Below are 22,111 nucleotides of genomic sequence, written 5' to 3' on the forward strand. Positions count from 1 at the left end.
CGGAATGGATAACAGGGCGGATGGTCACAGACCGCTCACGCCCCCCTGCCCTCTGTCATCCGCCATTGCGAGAACAGGAGAAGCGCAGCGACGACGCTGATGACGGAGAATGTCGTGAAAGCCTCGGGATATCGCGTGCCGTTCGCCGCGAGATAGGTGACGAGCGACGGGCCCAGACCCGAGCCCAGTGAGAATGCGAAGAAATTGATCCCGTAGATCCGTCCGAAGCTTCGCATCCCGAACCGTCGGGCCAGCAGATACCCGATCGCATCGCCTTCGGCGCCGGTCGCCAGCCCGAAGAAGACCGCGCTGACGAAGACTGCAGCAGCCCCCTCGGAATAGGCCAGCAGCAGGTGTCCGATCATCGGCGCGAGGAACAGCAGGCTCGTCGCCGGCACCGCCGGTACCCGGTCGATCAACGCCCCGAAGCCGATGCGCGCGATGATGATGGTGGCGCCGACGACGCTCAGCGCCAGCGCGGCCTGTCCGCTCGACAGGCCGCGGTCGGCCAGCACGAGCGGCAGCGAGACCGACCCACCGACCGCGGTCATGGAGGTCAGCAAGAACGCGGCCAGCATCATCCAGAAGCTCGGCGTGCCGACCGCCTCGCGCAGCGTCGTGCCTTCCATGGCCCGCACATCCGCGAGCCGTCGCGCCGGGGGATCGCGAATGATGAACAAGGCCAGCGGCAGCGTGACCACAAGCGCCGTCAGCCCGGCAGCCGTGAAGGCGGCCCGCCAGCCCCAGGCGGCGATGATCGTCGATAGTACGGCGGGTACGGTCGCGATGCCGAGGCCGCTGAAGGCAAGGGCGAGGCCCAGCGCCAGGCCGCGCCGTGCGTCGAACCAGCCGACGAGCACATAGGTGTAGGGCACGAAGGTTTGCGCGCTTCCCAGAATGCTGGCGGCCAGGACGGCTACGACGAATGCCGTAAGGTTCGACGACGCCACTCCTATTCCGATCAGCCCGGTCGCGAGGCCAAGCGAGGAGATGATGAGCACCCGCCGCGGGCCGAAGCGATCGGTCGCAGCTCCTATAAGAGGTGACATCATTCCGATGAGAAGTGCCGCCGGTGCGATCGCCGCCGCGATATGCGTTCTCTCCCAGCCCGTATCGTCGGAGATGGGCTTTATGAAGACGCCAAAGCTGTAGACCAGAAATATTCCGACGCCGAAATACATTCCGATGCCGCAGGATACGACGATCGAAATCTTCGACTGCAATAGGGCGTACGCCCTGAGGCCTTGTGTCAAAGGTCGTGCCTGAGTCTGACTTTGCTCTCGGTCAGCCATATCGATCGTTCTGCCCCCCGGCTCGATCTCCAGCGCGACGCCCCTTTCCGAGCGTTGCGCCGGCCTGAACGCCGTTTCAGCACACTCTCGGCGATGTCGCGACAGGAATGCGCGATCGCTTCGGGCTGCCTTGGCAGGCGCCGAGATCTCGCTATCAATTGCCGGCCTTGGCTCAGCCGAGCTCGGCCGACAGCCAGCGGCCTCACTAGCGGATGCTGTGACATGCGGGACCGGGACACCGATGGCTCTGACCGCCGCGAGGGAGGTATCGTATTGAAACTGCCCTCCATGCGTGCGTCGGGAGCAGGTTCTGATCCGGACCACTCGGGCGGGCCCGGCAGCCAGCCTCTTCACGGTGTCGGCGTGCGTGAGGCCGTCGGCTACGCATTCGGTCCCTTCGTGCTCCTGCCCGGCCAGCAGAAGCTTCTCCACGATGGCAGCCCGGTGCGCATTCGTGGGCGAGCTCTGGACATTCTGGCACTGCTTGTCGCCAGGCCCGGAGAGGTGATCGAGAAGAACGATCTGATCGCCGGCGCATGGCCGAACATCTTCGTCGATGAGAGCAACCTCAAGGTCAATATCGCGGCGTTGAGACGGGTCCTCGGCGACGGCAAGGGTGCTGCGACATACATCGCGACGGTCAGCGGACGCGGGTATCGCTTCGTCGCACCGGTTCGGATGCTCGCGGATGCCCCCCGCCCCGAGGGAAGGGCAGCGCTCGGGCCTGGCCAACTGCCACCGCATCTCGGGCGGCAACTGATCGGCAGGGCCGAGGTCGTGTCAGCGCTGCGCGACGAGCTTCTGCAAAGCCGGCTCGTGACGATCGTAGGGCCGGGCGGGATCGGCAAGACCAGCGTCGCCTTGGCCGTCGCCCGAGAATCGGCGGATCACTTCCGTGATGGGACGGTGTTCCTCGACCTGTCGCCGATCGCCGAGCCCCGCTTCGTTGCGCCGGCCCTGGCGAGCACGCTCGGGCTTTCTCTCCATTCCGAGCACGTCGTCCCTGCCCTCAACACCCACCTGCTCGGCCGGTCCATGCTGATCGTGCTCGATGGCTGCGAGCATCTCATCGAGGCCGTCGCGATACTGGCAGAGGATGTCCTGACGGGCACGACCAGCATCCGGATCATGGCCACGAGCCGGGAACCGCTCAGCATCGCCCACGAGCACGTGCATCGACTGCCGGCACTGGAGACTCCCGCGGACCCGGCTGCGATGACCGCGCGCAGCGCGATGACCTATTCCGCGGTACAGCTCTTCGTCGAGCGCGCCCGCGCGCGCTCGAACAGGTTCGAGCTCACCGACGCCAATGCACCGGTCGCCACTAGCATTTGCCAAAGGCTGGACGGCATGGCGCTCGCCATCGAACTTGCCGCGACGCGCGTCGACATGTTCAGTCTTTCGGAGCTCCTCAGCCTGCTGAACGATCGCTTCCGATTGCTCGAGGAAGCGCGACGCTCGAGAATTCCGCGCCAACGAAGCCTCGCTGCGACGCTGGACTGGAGCTACAGCCTGCTGTCGGATGCCGAACGACGGGTCTTGCAGCACCTTTCGGTTTTCGCAGGGCAGTTCACCCTCGAGTCGGCGGGCGCGATCCTCGCCGAACCGAACGAGGTCATCAGCGGAGCCTCCGCCGTCATCGCCAGCCTGGTCGCGAAATCGCTGGTCCAGTCCGACGTCTCGGGACCGATCGCCTTCTATCGGCTGCTCGACACGACAAGGATCTATGCGCGCGGGCATCTGCTGGCGGCAGAGGACGCCTCGGACGTCATGCGCCGGCACGCGAACCATATCCGCGACCTGGCCGAACGAAGCGAAGCCGACTGGGGCACGCTGCCCACACCGGAGTGGCTCGCGCTCTATGGTCGCGCGATCGACGACGTGAGATCTGCGCTCGGCTGGGCGTTCTCGGATGGCGGCGACGTCGAAATGGGCCTCGCTCTGACTGTTGCAGCGATCCCCCTCTGGGATCATCTCTCGCTGCTCGACGAATGCAGGTCTTCCGTCGAACGGGCGCTCGCCAGCCAGGCTGCTCGCGCCGGGGAGGATGGCAATCAAGTCAGGATGAAGCTGTGCGGGGCGCTGGGCACTGCCATTCTGCATACGAAGGGCCCGCTGCCAGCAGGCAGGGCGGCCTGGGCTGAGGCCTACGAAATCGCCCATGCGGCCGGAGAGCACGACTATCAATTGCGGGCACTCTGGGCGCTTTGCGACTATTGCACCTGGAGCGGCGATCACCGCGCCGCGCTCGCTACGGTTGCCAAGATCCGCGATCTGGCGACCGCGTTGGACGATCGTCTGGCATTGGTCAATGTCGATCGGCAGGCGGGCACGGCCCTTCGCTATCTCGGCCGACAGGGCGAGGCCCGCGCCACCCTGGAACGCATGATCTCGAATTATGCGCCGCCGCTATACCGCTCCCATATCGCGCGTTTCCAGTTCGACCCACGTGTCGGCGCGCGCGGAACTCTGGCCAACATACTTTGGTTGCAAGGTTATCCGGAGCAGGCACAGGCAATGGCTGAGCGTGCCCTCCGCGAGGCCGAGGCGGCCGGCCACGCCATGGCACTGTGCAACGCGCTTGGACATACGGCGTGCCCCATCGCGCTCTATGTCGGTGATCTCGGCCGGGCGGAGACATTGCTGGCCCGGCTCGACGAGCACGTCGCGAGACATGCCATGGGGATCTGGAAAGCCGTAGCGGGCGCGCTCAGGGGCGTGCTTCTCGTCAGCCAAGAGCAGGCGTCCGGTGTTCAAACCCTGCTGAACGCGATCGAGGCGATGCGAGATGTCGGTTTCCGGCTGCGCTATCCCGCCTATCTCGGAGTGCTCGCAGTCGGCCTCTCCCGCTCGGGCGATGCCGCTAGTGCGCGCCTGGCTATCGAGGAAGCGATCGTCTTCGCCCGCCGTAGCGGCGAGATCTGGTGCATCGCCGAACTCCTGCGGGTCCAGGGAGAGCTGTTGCGCCGGGACGGCTTGTCAGATGCCGCCGAGCAATGCTTCAGGAGGGCGCAGCGATGGTCGCGGCGCCAGGGATCGCGATCCTTCGAAGTCCGAGCCGCGACAAGCCTGGCACGCCTCTACTGTGACAGCGGCCGGGCCGACGCGGCCGCCGCCATTCTGGCACCAGTCTATGACAGCTTCGACGAAGGCTGGGATACGGCCGATCTTGTCGCCGCGCGCGAACTGGCCGGATGCGGCCTTGTATCGGTGCTCGCCTAGCACTGGCGGCCAGTACCCCGTTTACTTGTCTTAACGTCTGTTTACGACGTGTTACGCAGCGATCGGCGATCGCGGCGCTAGCCTTCTGAGCGAGCAGGTTCGTGAAGAGGATGGAAGCGCCGTGACCGATGTTTGCAAGCCCAACGAAGCCGAGCTGCCGCAGGATCTCGAACGCCGCGATCTCATCCAAGGTGCAGGCGCGGCTGCTCTCGTCGGCATCGCCGGAGCCGCCCTCGCCGCGTCGAGCCCGGCCAGCAGCCAGACGGCCCAATCCACCCGCAGCGCTGGCGGCACTGAGAAGGGTTCGCTGGGCGCACGACTGCGCGGCGTCCAGCATTTCGGCGTGACCGTGCACAATATGGAGCGCGCCTTCGCGTTCTACACCGAGGTCCTCGGCGGCACCGAGATCATGCGGGACGGCGACTTCTATGGCGACCGCATCCAGAACACGCTTCTTCTCAAAGAGGAGATCGAGGCGCGCGAGCGCGCGCTCAACCCTCGCACGATCGGCGTGCCGGACCTGCGCAGCGGCGCCCAGCGCCTCGATGTGCGCTTCATCCAGTTCGAGAACGTCGTCATCGAGCTTCTGCAGTATCGCGACAGGGAACAGCCGCAAGGCTCGGGCGCGAGCTTCGCGCCGCCACGGGACGAGACCAGCCCGGCCTTCCCGCGATCGATGCACGTCTGTTTCTACATTCGCGATGATGTCGACTTCAACCAGTTCGTCCGTGACCTCGAGGCCGAAGCGGCGCGCCGTGGCATGACGAACGTCAAGGCCAATCGCATCGTCAGCGCAGCGAGCAACCGCGACCGCCTGCAATCACCGCTCGAATCCAACACCAATCCGATCACTGAAGGCCCGTCCGACGGCTGGACCCTCATGTACTGCAAGGGATCGGAGGGCGAGCAGCTCGAATTCGTTCAGGTGCGAGGCCGCGCCAAGCAGCTCTTCGACGGAGCGATCGAGACCCGCCGGCGCGCGGTGGCGGCACTCGGCAACTAGAGCGGCGGAAGTCGTGGCTGCCGCATGGGACGGGCAAGAGCGATGCGATTTCAGATGCGCAGGATTCCGGCTTCGAACGCCTTCGCTGATCGCGCGACCGGCGAGCCGGGCCGATTGGAGAAGGTTCCCTTGGCACTTCTCGCTGGGCTGGCGGTCTGGCTGGCAAGCTCCGGGGGCGCTTTCGCCCAATCATCCAGCTGGGAGGCTGGTTGCGCCCAGCGATACGCGTCGCCCGGCCCCAGCGAGCTCGTCCGCACGATGTATTGCAGCCGTCAGGCGGATTGCCAGGCAATGGCCAATCGGGCCGGGCGCACGATTTTCGAGAGTGGCTGCTTCGGCATTTCGCCTTCGGCACCGGTCGCCGCGGCGCCCGCGCAGCGCCACGCTGCGCGTCGATAGCGACAGGTACCTTGCCGCTTCGTCGCTCACGCGCTGCGGCGAAGCCATCCGCGATCCGGCTGCGCATCGAGGTCAAAGCAACATGGTCTACGCGGTACACGAGGATCGCTATCGGGGCGTCGCATACCGGCGCTGCGGCCGCAGCGGCCTGATGCTTCCGCCGATCTCGCTCGGCACCTGGCAAAATTTCGGCGGAACCAGCGCCTTCGAGACAATGCGGTCGATCGTCCGGCGCGCATTCGACCGCGGCGTCACCCATTTCGATCTCGCCAACATGTACGGGCCACCGCCCGGAAGCGCCGAGGACAATTTCGGCAGGATCCTGCGCGAAGACTTTCCCGGTCTGCTGCGCAACGAACTCGTGATTTCGTCGAAGGCGGGCTACGCCATGTGGCCGGGGCCTTACGGTGCGGGCGCATCGCGAAAGCACCTGATCGCGTCCATCGACCAGACGCTACGGCGCCTGGGCATCGACCATGTCGACATCTTCTATGCACACCGCCCCTGGCCGGACGATCCGATGGAGGAGACGATGGGCGCACTCGCGCAGATCGTCCGGCAAGGCAAGGCGCTCTATGTTGGCGTGTCCTCCTACAGCCCCGCCCGGACCCGGCAGGCACATGCGCTGCTGGCGCGCGAGGGCGTGCCTCTCTTGATCCACCAGCCTTCCTATTCGATGCTGAACCGACATATCGAGGGGGAACTGCTGGGCACGCTCGACGAACTCGGCGCCGGCTGCATCGGCTTCTCGGCTCTGGCGCAGGGCCTGCTGAGTGACCGTTATCTCGGCGGCAGCACGATGTCGGGGCGTGCATTGGAGCAGGGCGGCAGCTTCAGCACCGCGTTCCTGTCCGAGGAGAACCTTCTCAACATCAGAGGCTTGGCGGCAATCGCCGGCAAGCGCGGGCAGACCCTCGCCCAAATGGCGATCGCCTGGGTCCTGCGCGATCCCCGCGTCACCAGCGCCCTGATCGGAGCACGCACCATCGAGCAGCTCGACGATTCCCTCGACGCGCTGAAGCAACTCGACTTCAGCCGGCGGGAACTCGCCGAGATCGACCAATTCGCTAGGGAGGGAGGGATCGACCTATGGCGACAGACATCGGAACTGTGACGTCGCCCCTGGCCGGCGGGCAAGATCCCGGCTGCATCCAGCGATCCGGCGAAGCACGTCCCATGACACGGCGCTCCCTCCTGCTCGCCGGGGCGGGCGCAGTGGCTGGAGGCACGGTCCCAAACCGCGTGGCGCTCGGCCAGACCCGGCCGCAGAGTCCCATCGTGCTGGGCCAGGTATCGCTCAGCTTCTATGCGGTCACCGGAGCCGTGGTGCAGGACGTTCTGGAGCGCCTCGGCCACGAGGTCGAGGTCCGGCAAGGTCCGCACGAGCAGATGTTTCCCCTGCTCGGCGACGGCCAGATCGACCTGTTGGCCGCCGCCTGGCTTCCCGAAGGCCATGCCACCTACTGGTCGCGCTACGCCGCGCAGGCCGCGGAAGTCGCCAGGCTCTATGACGGTGCGCGCTTCTTCTGGGCCGTGCCGAGCTACGTGCCCGTCGACGCTGTCAGCTCGATCGAAGATCTGAGCAAGCCGGCAGTGGCCGAGCGCGTGGCGAAATTGGTCCAGGGCATTGGTGCGGGCGCGGCCATCACCACGGTCTCGCGCAAGGCGCTGGACGATTACGGTCTCTCGCAGCTGGGATACTCGCTGCAGCCAGGCACGCAAGCCGAGTGGGTCGCGGCGCTGGAGCGCGGGCTCGCCGAGAAAAGGTGGCTGATCTTCCCGACCTGGGCCCCGCAATTTCTCAATCGCGATGGTCAGCTGCGCGCGCTTGCCGACCCGCGCGGCGTCCTCGGCGGAACCAATCATGCCTCCCTCGTAGCGCCGCGCCCTCGTTTCGAGGCGCTGCCAGAGATGACGCGCCGCAGCCTGGCGCGGATCGAGCTCGGGATCGACGGAGTGACCGAAATGGACTGGCTCGTGAACGTCGGCAAGCAGTCGCCACGCGAAGCTGCGCGCACATGGATGCGTGCCAATGAGGGCCGCGTCTCGGGCTGGCTGGGCTGACGCGATGCCTAGGGGGCCGGGCAGAGCGTCACCGAATTTAACCGAATGCGACTGCGGCCGGTGTCTCGTGCCTGCTTGCAGTGCCTTCTGCCATGCGATGGGAGAGCGTCAATGAAATCGTACAGCAAGTTTGGATTTGTGGCCGCGGCCACCGTGTTGGCCCCGTTCACGGCCATGTCGACCGAGGCGCCCAAGGTGGGACAGGTCGAGATCGTCGCCGAGCTCGACATCACACCGGGCAACGTCACCGCCTCGAAGGACGGCCGCATCTTTGCCAGTGTCCACGGCATGCGCCGCGGGCCGATCCAGTTGATGGAGATCACCGGCAAGAACACCTATGCGGCTTTCCCGGACGCCGGATGGAACGGTCAGCCCGGCTCCGGCCCCAATGTCCTGAACACGCCGCATGGCGTCCTGATCGATGGCAAGGACAGGCTCTGGGTCGTCGATCACGGCAACTGGATGGATCAGCCCCAACCGCCCAAGCTCGTCGCTTTCGACATCAACTCGCGACAACTGGCCTATCGCTTCGATTTCGACGCTTCCGTCGCGCCGAAGGGCCAGATTCTTCAGGACCTCGCAGTCGACGGCGAGCGCGGCTTCGTCTACGTGGCGGATTGCGGGCCGGACCCGGCCATCGTCGTGGTCGACATCAGTACCGGGCGAGCCCGGCGCTTTGCCGGGCATCGCTCGCTCGCAGCGGATGATGTCGACCTCGTCGTCGAAGGCAAACCGCTTCTCTTTCCCGGCGCGGACGGGCGCATGCTGCCGGCGCGGGTCGGCGTCAACCCGATCACCCTCTCGGCCGACGGCGAAACGCTGTTCTTCGGCGCGATGAACGGCACCAGCTGGTTTGCCGTGCCGGCGCGGCTGTTCCGGGAGGGTGCAAGCGACAGTGCGATCGGCATGGCCATCAAGCGGGTCGGTGCGAAGCCGATCTCAGACGGCGCGGCCACCGATGCGGAAGGCAACCACTTCATCACCAACCTGCCGGAGAATGGCATCGACAAGCTCACAAGCGACGGACGGCTGGAGCCGCTTGTGCGCGACGAGCGCTTTCTCTGGGCGGACAATGCCCATTTCGGCCCGGCATCCTGGCTTTATGTCGCGGTCAATCAGCTGCACCGGAATCCGATCTTCTCCGGTACCACGGATGCGGGGAAGCCGCCCTACCTGATCGCCCGAATCTGGACCGGAACTCGCGGCCAGCCGGGACGCTGAACCGGTGCAAGCGGCAACGCCAATCGCGCGCAACGCCCCAGCGAGACTTCCGGGGCCGTCGTGAGCCCGAGCCTGTTCTCGTTCATCTGGCGGTATTCGGCACGGGACCAACTGATGCTGCTGGTCCTGACCTGCGCTTCCTTCCCGCTGCTCTACGTGGCGCTAACGCTGCCGAAGCTGATCCTCAACGGAGCCATAGAGGGCCGCGCGACGCCGCTCGACGCCTACCTGCCGGAAATGAGCCAGCTCTCGCTGCTGTGGCTCCTCTCCGGCCTGCTGCTCGCGCTGATCGTCGCGAATGGCGCCATCAAGATGCGCCTGAACATCTATCGCGGCGTTCTGGGCGAGCGCCTGATCCGCCGCCTGCGCTTCGTGATGATCGAGCGCACGCTCGGTATGGCACCGGACCGATCCGAGCGGATCTCCCAGGGCGAGGCCGTCGCGATGATCACGGCCGAGTCGGAGCCACTCACCGGCGTAATGGGCGACGCCTTTGCCCAGCCCGTGTTCCAGATCGGGCAGATGCTGACCATCCTCGCCTTCCTGTTCGCGCAGAACATCTGGTTGGGCGTCGCCGGCGTAAGCCTGATCCCGCTGCAGGCTTATCTCATTCCCCGCATGCAGCGCGAGGTGAATAGCCTGCACCGCCAGCGCGTCGGAGAGATGCGCTCGCTATCGGAGGCGATCGGCGAGAACGTCGCCGGGGCGGCCTCCCTGCGGGTCCATGGCGGCCGGCGCTATCGGCTCGCTCAGTTCAGCGATCGCCTTCAGCGGCTCTTCGCGGTGCGTGTCCGGATCTTTCGTCGGAAGTTCCTCATCAAATTCGTCAACAACCTGCTGACGCAGATCACGCCCTTCCTGTTCTACGCGCTCGGCGGCTATCTGGTGATCCACGGCCAGCTCAGCATCGGCGCGCTCGTCGCCGCGATCGCCGCCGCGCGCGACATCGCCGATCCCTGGCGCGAACTCCTGACCTACTGGAACGCGGCACAGGAGGCCGCGTCCCGCTACGCTCATCTGCTGGCTCGCTTCCTCTCCGGTCCCCCTGCCCGCAATACCGCGCCCTCCAAGCTCGACGTGGAGCCACTGCCGCGCTTCAACGCTGACATCCTGTTCGCCAATGTCAGTCTCGTCGCGAGAGACGGCACCGCGATCCTCCACCAGGTCGACCTGACGGTTCCAGGTGGCTCCCTGGTCGCGGTCGAGGCGCGGGACGATGTCGTGCGGCGCGCGATCACGGATCTTCTGACCGGAGAGCGCAAGCCGGATTCCGGCACGATAGCGATCGGAGGACGCGACATCGACGCCATCCCGTCCGACGTGCTCGCCACGCGCATCGGACTGGCCACGAGCACGCCCTTCCTCTTCCGCGCGAGCGTCGCCGACAACATCCGCATGCCACTGCGGAGACTGCCGCTGCCCGGCGAGGATTCCACCCTTTCGGAACGTCTGATCGAGGCCGAGCGTACCGGAAACAGCACGGACCGGCTCGATATCGCCTGGAACGATGGCGGCGTGTCAGGATTCGGCGACGGCGCGACGATAGACCAGTGGAGCCTGCAGATCTTCGACGCCATCGGTGCCTCAGATCTGCTGCTGGACCGAGCCCTCGACGTCAGACTGGCGCATTACCATCACCGATCGCTCCACGAGGACCTCGCTGCCTGCCGCGACTTGGTCGCCGAAAGGCTTGCAGCGGACGGGCTCGCTGGCGAAGTCGAGCCGTTCACTCCCGATGGCTTCAACGCGTCGCTCTCGCTCGGCGAGAACCTGCTCTTCGCCGTTCGACAGCGCGATATCGACTGCGGACGCTATCGCGCCGTGCTGTGCGAATTGGGTGACCTCGCGCTCTCGCGCCCGCTGCTTCGATTCGCCTGTGAACTGACCCCCGTGCTGGCGCGGGCTTTCGGAGAGGTCGGCCCGAGCCATCCCCTGCTGCGCCGGCTGACTTCGATCGGTCCGGAGCAGTTCCAAAGGCTCACCGAGCTGGCCTTACGCATCGAGCCCAATCGCCTCGACACTCTCACGCAGCAGGACCGGGTGACGTTGCTCGAACTCGTCTTCCAGGTCACGGCACGGGACCTCGGCTCGGCCGTGCCGGCGCATCTGACGCAGACCATCGTGGAATGCCGGGCGGCGGCGCGAGCCAGCCTCGGCGATCTGACCGCAAGAGGGTTCGAGGCGATTGTGCCGGGGCGCTACCACGCAAGCCTGACCGTCCTCGAGAACCTTCTCGGCGGCACGGTCCGCTCACGTTCCTTGGCCTGGCAGCGCAAGCTCAGGCGCGTCGTGATGGACGTGCTGGCCGAGCGCGGCCTCGATGGCGCGTTGCGCCTGCTCATCGAGGAGGTCGATGCGGGCCCTGGCGGCGAGAATCTAAGCGTCGCATCCCGGGAGCATGTCGCGGTGACACGTGCGCTGATCCGTCGGCCAGACGTGCTGATCCTTGATCATGCGCTCGCCAGTGCAGGAGCTTCGGACAGGAAGCACATGTGGTCGCGCATCCGTAAGCTGCTTCCGGACGCAACCATGTTGGTGATCGAACCTGAGTTCGCCTCGCAGGACGGTTTCGATCACGTCATCCGCATTCGCGACGGACGGCTCGACGCCAAGCTCGTGCCCGCGGTGGCAGACGCGCGAACGGCGACCTTGCTGACCGGGCAGGAAGACAAGGTCGCGGCGCTGGGCAAGGTGATCGAGTTTCGCGGGCTGCGGCGGGCGCAGCTCGAATTGCTGGCCTACGCCTCGGACTGGCAGACTTACAGCGCGGGGGACTATGCATTCCGGGCCGGCGAGCCCACGGATGGCGTCTACGTCGTGACGGAAGGGCGTGGCGAACTGCGCTATCCGGAAGCGGACTACACGCATGACGAGGCGCTCGACGACGTCTGGGCCGGGCGGATGATCGGAGACCTTTCCGTCATCCTCGACCGGGAGAGGATGTCGAGCCTCGTCGCGATCACCGACATGACCTGTCTGAAGATCGGCGAGCAGGAGTTTCGCGACATCTACGAGAGTGATCTGGGCGTGGCGCTCACGCTCTTGCGAACGATCAGCGGCCATTTGCACCTGGCCGTCCACGAACTCGATCTGGCAACAAGGAGATAGACCATGGTGGCTGCGCCGGAACACCTGCTCCGCGGCAACCTCCGCTTCAGCGCTCGCTCCGACGGTCGAGACGAGCGATGAGCAGCCATCTGGTGCTTCACCTTGGCGGGATCGCTCGGCGGTCTTCCTTGGGTCGTTGCGGAGCGGCGGGTATCATTATCTCGATGCCGCCGCCGCACCGATTGATACGCTGATGCGCCCTTCTCACATTCCGCAGGACGTCCTGACCAGGAGTGTGAACGGATCGATCTGAAAAGCCTCTTCAAGGGACTCCCCGAATAATCTCAGCCACTTCTCCTGCAACTCGAAGGCCTTCGCCCCGCGTTCCGCGTCACACTCGAACTTGGTCTGGCGCTCCTCCTGAAAATGATGAACCAGTTCGTGAACAAGGACGGACAGATCTGCCGCCGTGGCGCCACTCCATGATTCGCGCAGATAGATGATCTTCTCGCGAGAGTCATAGACTGAAATGATGCTGGTACGACCGCCTTGCGGCATGAACTCGGACACATGTTGCTTGAATCTCAGCGCAGCAACCAGGTGTTCCGGTCTGAATACAACCTTTGGCAATGAGGTGGGCACCGGATGCCCCAGCTTCGCTCCGACCCAGATCGCAAGCGCCTTCAGCAACCGCCCTCCCGGATCACGTTGTCTCTCACCGATGATGATTTCGAAGCCCGAACCGAGGCGTAGGCGCTCGATCGTTTCATCGCGCGCCCGAGTTTCACTGGTCAGCGGCGCCACGAGCAAGGCGATGGCCGCGACCAGACGCTGTCCGAAACCGCTCATGGCATTCGTCCGCAGCAAATGCCGTCAATTGCAGTACTGGCCGCTGATACCGCCGCCTGAGTTCGGCGTGGGGAAGGCAGCGATCCCGCAAGGTAACATACCTTGAGGGTGATCCCTACCGGCTTGTCCGCCCTTCCTTCATCATCCGACAAGATGGAGCGGTCGCGGACTCACCGATGATCGCCACGGCGCCCAGGTTTCCTGAAGCCCGCTTTCCGGCAATGAGCGAGGGTCCGCTGCTGGCGCATCTCGCCGATCGGCCCGTGCATTTGCTGGAGAGGTTATTTGGCGGCCTGCTTCGCACGAGCGTCAGCGACGACCTGCTTGAAGCCCTTGTAGTCCAGCGTGGAGGTCCGAAACGGGCCGACAAGGTAAGTCGGCGTGCCTTGCAGACCTAAAGCGTCGGCCTGCGCCATGGTGCGACGTAGGAGTGCGACGATCTTGTCCCCGTTTGCATCCAGGTCTGACTGAAGCCGCTCGAGATCGATCGATGCGCCCTTCAGCGCTTTTGAGATTTGCTCTTTGCTCAATCGGCCCTTCGTTGCCATCAACGCATCATATGCCCGGTGATAGCCATGCTGGTACCCCGCGGCCAAGGCGAGCTGGGCGGCGTAGACCGACGTTTCGGTGATGACCGGCCAGTCCTTGTAGACCAGACGGATCCCACCATCGTCGTCGACGATGCGAGCAAGTTCGCGAGCAGAAATCTTACAGAACGGGCAATTGTAGTCGAAGAACGAGACGATCGTGACGTCGCCTCGGAGGTTGCCGCCGACCGGGGCATCCGGATCGTTGAGAATGGCATCTTCGTCGTTGCTGGACGCCTGTGAGCAAGCGGTACCGGGTACGCCTGCGGCGAGCAGTGACAAGCCCGCGAGAACCGTACGGCGATCAGCGTGCATCGTAGCCATTGCCCTGAATTTCGTGGGTTCGCGATGAACCGGCTCGGCCAGCGCCGCCGTTCATCGTCAAGACCATGCGGAACTTGGTTTCGCCAGACCGCATGCGCCGATAGGCCTCGACCGCTTGCGAGAGTGGCATGGTCTCGATCCGGGGTCGGACATCCGTCAGGACGCTGAAGTCCAGCGTCCGCTCGTTCTCATAGGGCGAACCTGTGATCGAACCCTGCACGCTACGCTCGCTGCTGACGAGCATGCCTGCGGACACGGCCAGTGGATCCTTTCCGGTTCCCAGGATGATGAGGCGCCCCTCCGGGGCGAGGCCGCTCAGCATTGGCGAGACGACGTCGCCAGCGCCCACCGTGGCGATGATCGCCTTGGCGCCCCCCATGCTCGCGAGGGTCTTCGCGGCATCCTCGGTATCGGTGTCGATATAGAGATGAGCACCCAGGTCCCGCGCATCTGCGGCGATATCCGTACCGCGCCCGATCGCGGCCACCCGGAAGCCCATTCGTCGCGCATATTGCAGAGCCATGTGGCCGAGCCCGCCGATGCCGAGCACGGCGACGAGATCCCCGGCTTCGCCGCCCGACTTCTTCAGGGCGTTGAAGGTTGCGATGCCCGCACAGAGGATCGGAGCGGCTTCCTCCGAACTGAGTTCGTCGGGAATGGAGACCAATCCGGTACTCCGGGCGATCATCATCTCGGCGTAGCCACCGTCGCAGGTCGACCCGACGAAATGCTGCTTGCGGCAGAGCTGGAACTTTCCCTGGCGGCATTGTGCGCATTCATTGCAGTGACCGCCCAGGCGCCCCACTCCGACCCGCTTCCCCAGAGACCAAGCGGCAGAGACGCCGTCGCCGACGGCCACGATGCGGCCGACCACTTCATGCCCCGGGACACGCGGCCACGGGCCTTCCCCCCGCTCGATGTCGTGGCCGTCTGCTCCACAGAGGCCGCATGCTTCCACGGCGAGCAACACTTCACCGGTGCCCGGCACGGGGACCACTCGCTCCACCAGTTCCAACTGCCCGGGCCCGGTGACGACGACAGCCCGATAGGTATCCGCCATGGCGATGCTTCTCCTCGGTATTCCGCTATTCCGTTGTGCTGGAAGAAATCTGCCGGGCGCCCGCCTTGACCGTTCTCACGAGCTCCGTGACGGCGCGCCTGGCCGCATCGACCGCTCCGGCCAGATATCCGGGCTCACGGGCGCTGGCCTCGCTACCGGCAAGGAACAGCCGGCCCGCCCAGAGGCCATCGATGCCCGCCGAGCGACACCCGTCGGGATGGCCGGGAGCTTCCATGTCGGCGGCGGTGGCTGTGAAAGGATCGCTCGCCCAGTCCTTGTAGAGCGTCGCTATCGGCTTGCCGGCTTCCAAGCCGAACATGGCCGTGAGTTGCCGTATCGCGGCCGCGACCACCACCTCTTCGCCGGCTTCCGCACGTTGTCTTGCGGGAACGCCCACGAAGCCGAAGAGCGCGGCGTTGCCGGACGCGGTGGTGGCGTCGTGGACCTCGCCGAGCGGCCCGACCACGCTACGGCCCGCACCCGAGAGCCCGATCTCGCGCCAGAACGGCTTTTCGTACAGAGCGAAGAACTTGGCGTGAGGCGCCATCCATGTCGAGGTTCGGCGCCAGTCCTCCTTGGCCCGGGCATCGACCGGCGGATCCAGCAAGATCGTCTCCGCCAGCAGTCTCGGTGGCATCGCAATGACGAGGTGGGAGCCGCTCACGGTCACCAGATCGTCGCCTGCCCGCCGGCATTCGACGGTGATGGAGCCATCGCCCAAGGCAACGCTGCGAACCGCGAGCCCCCTGCGGATGGACTCCGCCGGGAGCGTTGCAGCGATTGCATCAATGATCGCGCCCGTGCCCCCGACGACGCGAGCGGATGCCGATTGCTGGAAGCTGCCGCCCGGATATCTCTCCGGAGGCGCGTCGGGCCGGTACTGGACGACGATGTCCCCCTGCTCATGCTGGCGAAAGTCCGCCAACCCGAGCTCGCCGATCAGGGCCGCCAGCGCCGGCTGCATCTCCGGCCAGAACCAGGACGGGCCCAGATCGAAGCCATCCCCGGAGTGATTGCCGTTCGCATCGACGGACAGGATCCTGCCGCCAAGCCTGTCGCGGGCCTCGAGCAGCTCGAACGCGAACCCCGCGCGATCCAGCTCGCGGGCGACCAGCAATCCCGCCAACCCGCCGCCGACGATGATGACCTTTTCAGCCTTCGCGGAGACATTCGCCGGCATCGCGATCATCCGACCCGCGGGTATGTCCGCCGCCCGGCCATCAGCGCCACGATGGCGACCAGCAGGGGAGCAAACGAGAGCCAAAGCACGGTATCCCAACCGAAGCCGGACAGCAGGCCGCCCGACAGGAACGAGCCCACGGCCATGGTGCCGAAGACGGCGAAGTCATTGAAGGACTGGACCCGTGCCTTCTCTTCCGGACGATGGCACTCCAGAACCATCGCCGAGGCTCCGACGAACCCGAAGTTCCAGCCGATCCCGAGCAGGATCAGCGTCGCCCAGAAATGAGCGACATCGACGCCGAGCAGGCCGACGGCCGAGGACGCCCCGGTCAGGAACAGGCCAGCGGCAACGACTTTGGCCGCGCCGAAGCGGGTGATGAGCTTCCCCGTCCAGAAGCTCGGCCCGTACATGGCGATGACATGCCATTGCAAGCCGAGGTTCGCGGATTCTTGCGAAAGACCGCAGAACTTCATCGCGAGCGGCGCAGCCGTCATGAGGAAGTTCATCAACAGATAGGAGACGACACCGCAGATGACTGCGAGGACAAAACGCGGCTGGCGCACGATCTCGGCCAATGGCCGCCCGCCGCTACGCTCGGCAGCGCTGGGCATGGGCAGCTTCACGCCGGCCAGAACCAATGCGGAGAGAGCCGCAACCGCCGCCTGTCCGACATAGGTCGCGGCGAACAGATGTGGCGCCCAGAGGTTCATTGTATGCGTGACGAGCTGCGGGCCGAGCACGCCCGCGAAGACGCCACCCGCCATGACCGCCGACAAGGCACGCGGGCGCCGCGCCGGCACGGCGCAGTCGGCTGCCGCGAAACGGAACGACAGGACCACGGCAGCATAGACACCACCGCAGAAAGTGGCGGCACAGAACAGCCAGAACTGGGCGTAATAGACCGCTAGCGCACCGAGCAGTCCGGCGAGGACACCGCTTCCCGTGCCGAGCATGAAAGCCATCCGCCGCCCGAAGCGCTGGGCAATCGCACCAGCGGGAAGCGTGCACAGGGCCATGCCGACCACGAAAATCGAGATGGGCATCGTCGCCAATGCCTTGTTCGGCGCCAGCATGTCGCCGACGACCGCCCCGGTCGCGTAGACCACCGTGGAATTGGCCCCCGCCAGGGCCTGGCAGACGGCCAGCCTGAGGACATTGTTGCGCTCCCGGCGAACCGCGCTCAGCTCGCCGGTATCGGAGGTGGTGGTCATTGTCGTCATGCTGCGATCTGGCTCTTCCAGAGAATGTCCCGAGGGGACGGCCTGCGATGCAGCCGTTCGTCGAGCAAGGCCCCGGCCTTCATGACCTCGCCACTGCGCATCAGAGCCACAAGGAGGGTGTCCTCGATGACCTCCCGCTGGGCGCCGCTGCCGCCGATCCGCGCAACTTCGCCCGCCATGGGCTCGAGAATCCGAACGCAATCGGAGTAGTTGCCATCGGCAAACGCGAGCGCCGCCCGGCAGATCGCCGGAACGACAGGTCCGGCCGCCATCGTGCCTTCTTCGACGAGACTGGAGAGAGCTGCGACGCGCTCGGACGCGGCGAGCTTGTCACCCGTTGCGGCAGACAGAAGACCCAGATGGGCGTCGATGAAGGCGAAGCCAGGCTTGGCGAACTTCGTCTCGGCATAGTTGCGCGCGGTCTGCCACAGGCTGTCCGGAACCTGATGGCCGTAGAGCTGGAGACGCCAAAGCAGCGAGACGGTGTCCGTCAGGATATTGATCGGCGTGCCCTGGGAGACGGATGGCTGGACATGCGTCTCGTAGACGGCCAGTGCCCCGGCCGGGTCGCCACGCTCCAACGCCGACAACGCCTGATGCCACGCGATATGCCCATGCAAGATCCCGGAGCGGTCATAGGTCGGCAGCCAGCGCGCGACGAGCTGCTCCGCCTCGGCGCCGGCTCCGCCCTCGAACATTGCATGGGACAGCGCGTGCGCACCGTTCGCGTTAGCCGGTTTGAGGTCGAAAGCTCGTTGCGCCAGGTCGCGGCCGAGTCGGACAGAGCCATTTTCCGCATGCGACCATCCGCGATAGGTCAGGAACCACCAATCGTCGGCATCAAAGTGGTGCGCGTGCTTTTCGCAAAGATCGACACGAGCCTGATCGTGATCGGCCATGCCGGAGAAGGCGAATAGACCGAAAGCGCCGAGCGGCAGTGAGAAGATGACGACGTCCCGCGGCCAGCGGTCGACATGGGCGAGCGCCGCTGGCAGCGCCTTCGCGGCCTGCCCGGTCACGGCGAAAGCCAGCGTCGCGACATGGCTGCGCTCTCGCTCGGTGCCGTTGCGGGCGGCAAGCTCGCTTGCGTTCGCGATGCTAGCCTTGGCGTCGGCCGGCCTCACCCGGATCGCATAGGCTCGGGCTAATGCGGCATGGGCGAGCGCGAAATTTGGGTCCGCCGAGACGGCCTGTTGCAAGGTCTCGATGGCGCCGGGCCATGCAGCGATCAGCAGATCGACACCCTCGCGATAGAGGCGCGCGGCCTCCGGCGAGTTGGTCGAGATGGGTAGGCCGCGACTGTCGACTTCGGCCATGCGTCCAGGTCCCTTTCGCTACCGCTGTCGGAGCGGATTGACTGCTCGCGATCGTGCTCAAGCCATATCAGAGGCGGGCTTGGCGAACTTTCGACGCTTTGCCATTCTATGTCGATTATCAGACAAGATTGCTTTGCCATGGCCTGGTCGACGATTTCCGCTCCCCCCGATGCACTGCCTCCGAGTCCTCTGACCACGCGCGCGCAGTCCATCCCCGCGCGGCACCAATTCCCGGACCACGCCCATGACTGGCATCAACTCGTCTACGCCATAGACGGCGTCCTCACGATCTCGACGGCGGGGCGAACCTTCATCACCTCGCCAGAGCAGGCGGCCTGGCTGCCGTGCGGGATCGTCCATCGCGTCGGCTCCCTTCTGGGCGCGGAGTTCCGCAGTCTTTGGATCGCCAAGGACGCCGGGGCCGGAATCGATACGGAGCCATCCGTGCTCGCGGTATCGCCCTTGCTGAAGGCGCTGATCGTCGAAGCATCGGATCTCGGTCAGGAAGACGACGCCGAGGGTTATCGAAGCCGCGTCGTGGCGCTGATTATCGATCAACTCCGGCGCGCCCCAAAACTCCCGGCCGCCCTCCCATGGCCGCGTAGCGCTCCCCTTATCCGGCTTTGCGAGGCGTTGTTTCTTGAACCCGCCGATGAACGCGGCGCCGATGACTGGGCCCGCGAACTGGGAATGTCGGGACGGACGCTGACGCGACGCTTCGAGGCAGACGTCGGGACACCGCTCCGGACATGGCGGCGCCGACTGCGATTGTTTCGTGCCGTAGAATTGCTCGCCGGGGGGATGTCTGTGACCGACACCGCCATGGAGCTGGGCTACAGCTCGGCCTCGGCCTTCATCTTCGCATTCCGGGAAGAAATGGGCGAGAGCCCGCATGCCTTCGCGCAGCTCAACTCAGCGCATATGGCGGGCCGCACCGCGCGCCGCAGCAGCCCGGTGCGGTAGGACTTCGCCTGCAGGTCAATGCCGTGGCGAGCGCACAACGCAGGTTTCAGATTGCGCTTCCGGCCTGAGGAAACGCGTTCGTCGCCACAGCTGTCGAGGCCGCTCGCACCTGGTCCTCGACAAGGTCGGTGCGATAGCCCTCGAGCTCCTTGTCGTAGGTCAGCTTTTCCCAGGGGATCGTCACGTGACGACTGCCCATACCAAGGAAACCTCCAAACGACACATCGACATAGGTAACGTGGCCACTCAGCTTCTCGATGAACAGCCGCTTGATCGTGCCGATCTGTTCGTTCCCGCGACCGAATACGACCGTCCCTTCGACGCGATCACTCGCGATCGTCGAGTGGTATGCGTCCGTTCGCTCGACCGGGCCCCAGAGATAGAAGCCGTTCTCCAGGATGCCCGCCGCCACGACCGCCCGGCTGATGGCGAGCTTCCATTCCTCGTGCGGCTCGATCGCCTGCATGAGAGCCCATGGCCCAAGATCCATGGGCAAGCTGGCGCCGGGCAGTTTGTCCGTGAAGCCGCGCAGGTCAGGGGAATTCACGGCTTGAAACAGGTAGTATGTTCTCATGAACGCCTCCTGCGTTTTGACAGACAGCCGCACGGGCTTGTTTTTCATTGAGCAGCGACGAGGCCATTGCGACAATCGGCAAGGATGTCCTCGATCCGGTCGACAGGGCGGCAGTGATTATAGCGCCACCTTCGTACCGGCGCTCTTCAAAATGCGACGGCCCGAGCCCTCGCTGGAAACCTGCCTCGTAGCGTCCGGCACGGCTGCAGAAGTGGGATCGCGTTGCGCGTCAGGCGCGAGAAGCGGCTTCAGTCGGCTACGCCGTCGCGGCCGGCGATCGTCATGCAGGTCGCCGTCATCATGGCGCAAAGCTTCGAGGCCCCGTCCTTGACCGCGAAAATCTCGGCCATGGCGAGCGTCAGCGTGCGACCGGCCTTGACCACCCTGCCCTTCGCAACCAGCCGCTCTCCGGCGGCCGGCGCCAGCAGATTGATCTTGAACTCCGCGGTGAGGACGCCTGCACCGGCCGGCATCAGCGTGAGCGCGGCATAACCACAGGCGGAGTCGGCGATGGAGGCGACCGCTCCGGCATGGACGAAGCCATGCTGCTGGGAGACATGCGGCAGGATCGGCAATTCGATCTCGACCTCGCCGGCAGCGACATGGCTCAGGCGGGCGCCGAGCGTCGACATGAAGCTCTGCTTGCCAAAGCTCGCTGCGATGCGCCCGGATATCTCGGCTTCGTCCAGAGGCGCATCGCTCATGATGGCTCCTCAGGCAGCGACGCGGGCGCCGTCAAGGCGCGCGACATGGGCGATCGCCGCGCGCAGATCGGCGATCCCTGCACCTGCAGCGACGCAATGCTCGGCGAGATGGCGGCGGAACTGGCGCGCGCCGGGGCGGCCCGGGAAGAGGCCGACGAGATGGCGGGTGAAGGCATGCAGCCTGCCGCCCGCCTCGAGATGGGCCGCCAGATGCGGCTCGAGTGCCTCCAGCATGGCGAAAGCGTCCGCAACGGGCGCGGCCTCGCCGAAGAGCAGCGGATCAACCTGCAGCAGGATCTCGGGGTTCTGATAGGCCTCGCGGCCGATCATGACGCCGTCGAGACGGGCAAGATGGGCGTTCCATTCGTCGGAACCGCGGATGCCGCCATTGATCGCGACGAGCAGTTCCGGATTGGCGCTCTTCAGGCGGTAGGCGCGCTCGTAGTCGAGCGGCGGAATCTCGCGGTTCTCCTTGGGCGACAGCCCCTGGAGCCAGGCCTTCCGGGCATGGACGACGAGCGCATCGACGCCGGCCTGCCGCACGGCAGCGGTCAGGGCGTCGAGCGCGGCTTCGGGATCCTGATCGTCGACGCCGATGCGGCACTTCACCGTGACCGGGATCGAAACAGCAGCCTTCATCGCGGCGACGCAGTCGCCGACCAACGCCGGCTCGCGCATCAGGCAGGCCCCGAAGGCCCCGCCCTGCACCCGGTCGGAGGGGCAACCGCAATTGAGGTTGATCTCGTCATAGCCAAAATCGGCGCCGATCCGCGCGGCCTCGGCCAGGAGCTGCGGATCATTGCCGCCAAGCTGCAGCGCGACCGGATGCTCGACGGCGTCGAAGCCGATCAGCCGCTGCCGGTCGCCCCGGATCACGGCCTGCGCCGTCACCATCTCGGTGTAGAGGCGGGCACGGCGCGACATCAGGCGATGGATGACGCGGCAATGCCGGTCGGTCCAATCCATCATGGGGGCGACGGAAAAGCGCAGAAGCTCTGGCGAAAGCAAGGTCATCGCGGCTGACTAGCCTAAAATGAGCCTTGGCGCACCCCCGGGGCGCGAGCACTGGCCTTGCGCCGGGC

At 65.6% G+C, this 22,111-nt stretch carries 17 protein-coding genes; 7 read left to right on the plus strand and 10 right to left on the minus strand.

Annotated elements, in window-relative coordinates:
- Positions 1 to 35 precede the first annotated feature (35 nt).
- Entirely contained in the window at positions 36 to 1,724 is a 1,689-nt protein-coding gene (locus VGN82_RS17850; protein WP_327528383.1) for an MFS transporter, read from the minus strand.
- Here VGN82_RS17850 and VGN82_RS17855 point away from each other — a divergent pair.
- The 6 genes from VGN82_RS17855 to VGN82_RS17880 all read left to right on the plus strand — a co-directional run bounded on the left by VGN82_RS17855 (position 1,656) and on the right by VGN82_RS17880 (position 12,309).
- Positions 1,656 to 4,514: an ATP-binding protein gene (locus VGN82_RS17855; protein WP_327528384.1), complete on the plus strand. Its 2,859-nt coding sequence runs from the start codon at positions 1,656 to 1,658 to the stop codon at positions 4,512 to 4,514. The genes VGN82_RS17850 and VGN82_RS17855 overlap by 69 nt on opposite strands.
- Positions 4,515 to 4,635: 121 nt before the next feature.
- Positions 4,636 to 5,517 carry a VOC family protein gene (locus tag VGN82_RS17860; RefSeq protein WP_327528385.1) on the plus strand — a complete coding sequence of 294 codons (882 nt, stop codon included), beginning with the start codon at positions 4,636 to 4,638 and terminating at the stop codon, positions 5,515 to 5,517.
- Positions 5,518 to 5,998: 481 nt separating this feature from the next.
- Positions 5,999 to 7,030 carry an aldo/keto reductase gene (locus VGN82_RS17865; protein ID WP_327529173.1) on the plus strand — a complete coding sequence of 344 codons (1,032 nt, stop codon included), beginning with the start codon at positions 5,999 to 6,001 and terminating at the stop codon, positions 7,028 to 7,030.
- Entirely contained in the window at positions 7,006 to 7,980 is a 975-nt protein-coding gene (locus VGN82_RS17870; protein WP_327528386.1) for a glycine betaine ABC transporter substrate-binding protein, read from the plus strand. The genes VGN82_RS17865 and VGN82_RS17870 overlap by 25 nt, the downstream gene beginning before the upstream one ends.
- Positions 7,981 to 8,091: 111 nt before the next feature.
- On the plus strand, positions 8,092 to 9,201 hold the full coding sequence (locus tag VGN82_RS17875; protein WP_327528387.1) for an L-dopachrome tautomerase-related protein: 1,110 nt from the start codon (positions 8,092 to 8,094) through the stop codon (positions 9,199 to 9,201).
- A 114-nt stretch (positions 9,202 to 9,315) separates the two neighbouring features.
- Positions 9,316 to 12,309 (plus strand): ABC transporter transmembrane domain-containing protein, encoded by a 2,994-nt coding sequence (locus VGN82_RS17880; RefSeq protein WP_327528388.1) that lies wholly within the window; start codon positions 9,316 to 9,318, stop codon positions 12,307 to 12,309.
- Positions 12,310 to 12,513: 204 nt separating this feature from the next.
- On the opposite strand, the gene VGN82_RS17885 is transcribed toward VGN82_RS17880, so the two are convergent.
- The 6 genes from VGN82_RS17885 to VGN82_RS17910 form a co-directional block, all read right to left on the minus strand.
- The gene (locus VGN82_RS17885; protein ID WP_327528389.1) at positions 12,514 to 13,098 is read right to left on the minus strand and encodes a DUF6647 family protein; all 585 of its coding nucleotides are present in this window, start codon (positions 13,096 to 13,098) and stop codon (positions 12,514 to 12,516) included.
- A 281-nt stretch (positions 13,099 to 13,379) separates the two neighbouring features.
- Positions 13,380 to 14,009 carry a DsbA family protein gene (locus VGN82_RS17890; RefSeq protein WP_327528390.1) on the minus strand — a complete coding sequence of 210 codons (630 nt, stop codon included), beginning with the start codon at positions 14,007 to 14,009 and terminating at the stop codon, positions 13,380 to 13,382.
- Positions 13,990 to 15,069, minus strand: a complete 1,080-nt coding sequence (locus tag VGN82_RS17895; RefSeq protein WP_327528391.1) for an alcohol dehydrogenase catalytic domain-containing protein — start codon at positions 15,067 to 15,069, stop codon at positions 13,990 to 13,992. The genes VGN82_RS17890 and VGN82_RS17895 overlap by 20 nt, the downstream gene beginning before the upstream one ends.
- 25 nt (positions 15,070 to 15,094) lie before the next feature.
- Entirely contained in the window at positions 15,095 to 16,258 is a 1,164-nt protein-coding gene (locus VGN82_RS17900) for a flavin monoamine oxidase family protein (protein WP_327528392.1), read from the minus strand.
- Entirely contained in the window at positions 16,255 to 17,463 is a 1,209-nt protein-coding gene (locus VGN82_RS17905) for an MFS transporter (protein ID WP_327528393.1), read from the minus strand. Before VGN82_RS17905 ends, VGN82_RS17900 begins: the two co-directional genes overlap by 4 nt.
- Before the next feature lie 5 nt (positions 17,464 to 17,468).
- On the minus strand, positions 17,469 to 18,788 hold the full coding sequence (locus tag VGN82_RS17910) for a tetratricopeptide repeat protein (RefSeq protein WP_327528394.1): 1,320 nt from the start codon (positions 18,786 to 18,788) through the stop codon (positions 17,469 to 17,471).
- Between the two features lie 138 nt (positions 18,789 to 18,926).
- On the opposite strand from VGN82_RS17910, the gene VGN82_RS17915 reads away from it, so the two are divergent.
- The gene (locus VGN82_RS17915; protein WP_327528395.1) at positions 18,927 to 19,751 is read left to right on the plus strand and encodes an AraC family transcriptional regulator; all 825 of its coding nucleotides are present in this window, start codon (positions 18,927 to 18,929) and stop codon (positions 19,749 to 19,751) included.
- Between the two features lie 46 nt (positions 19,752 to 19,797).
- Here VGN82_RS17915 and VGN82_RS17920 read toward each other — a convergent pair whose 3' ends face one another.
- From VGN82_RS17920 to dusA, 3 genes are all read right to left on the minus strand, one after another.
- Positions 19,798 to 20,325 (minus strand): PRC-barrel domain-containing protein, encoded by a 528-nt coding sequence (locus VGN82_RS17920; RefSeq protein ID WP_327528396.1) that lies wholly within the window; start codon positions 20,323 to 20,325, stop codon positions 19,798 to 19,800.
- Positions 20,326 to 20,573: 248 nt separating this feature from the next.
- Entirely contained in the window at positions 20,574 to 21,029 is a 456-nt protein-coding gene (locus VGN82_RS17925) for a PaaI family thioesterase (RefSeq protein ID WP_327528397.1), read from the minus strand.
- Positions 21,030 to 21,038: 9 nt separating this feature from the next.
- Positions 21,039 to 22,043: a tRNA dihydrouridine(20/20a) synthase DusA gene (dusA, locus tag VGN82_RS17930; protein ID WP_327528398.1), complete on the minus strand. Its 1,005-nt coding sequence runs from the start codon at positions 22,041 to 22,043 to the stop codon at positions 21,039 to 21,041.
- Positions 22,044 to 22,111 lie beyond the last annotated feature (68 nt).

It is taken from the genome of Allobosea sp., from assembly GCF_035999205.1.
In the GTDB taxonomy this organism is placed as follows: domain Bacteria; phylum Pseudomonadota; class Alphaproteobacteria; order Rhizobiales; family Beijerinckiaceae; genus Allobosea.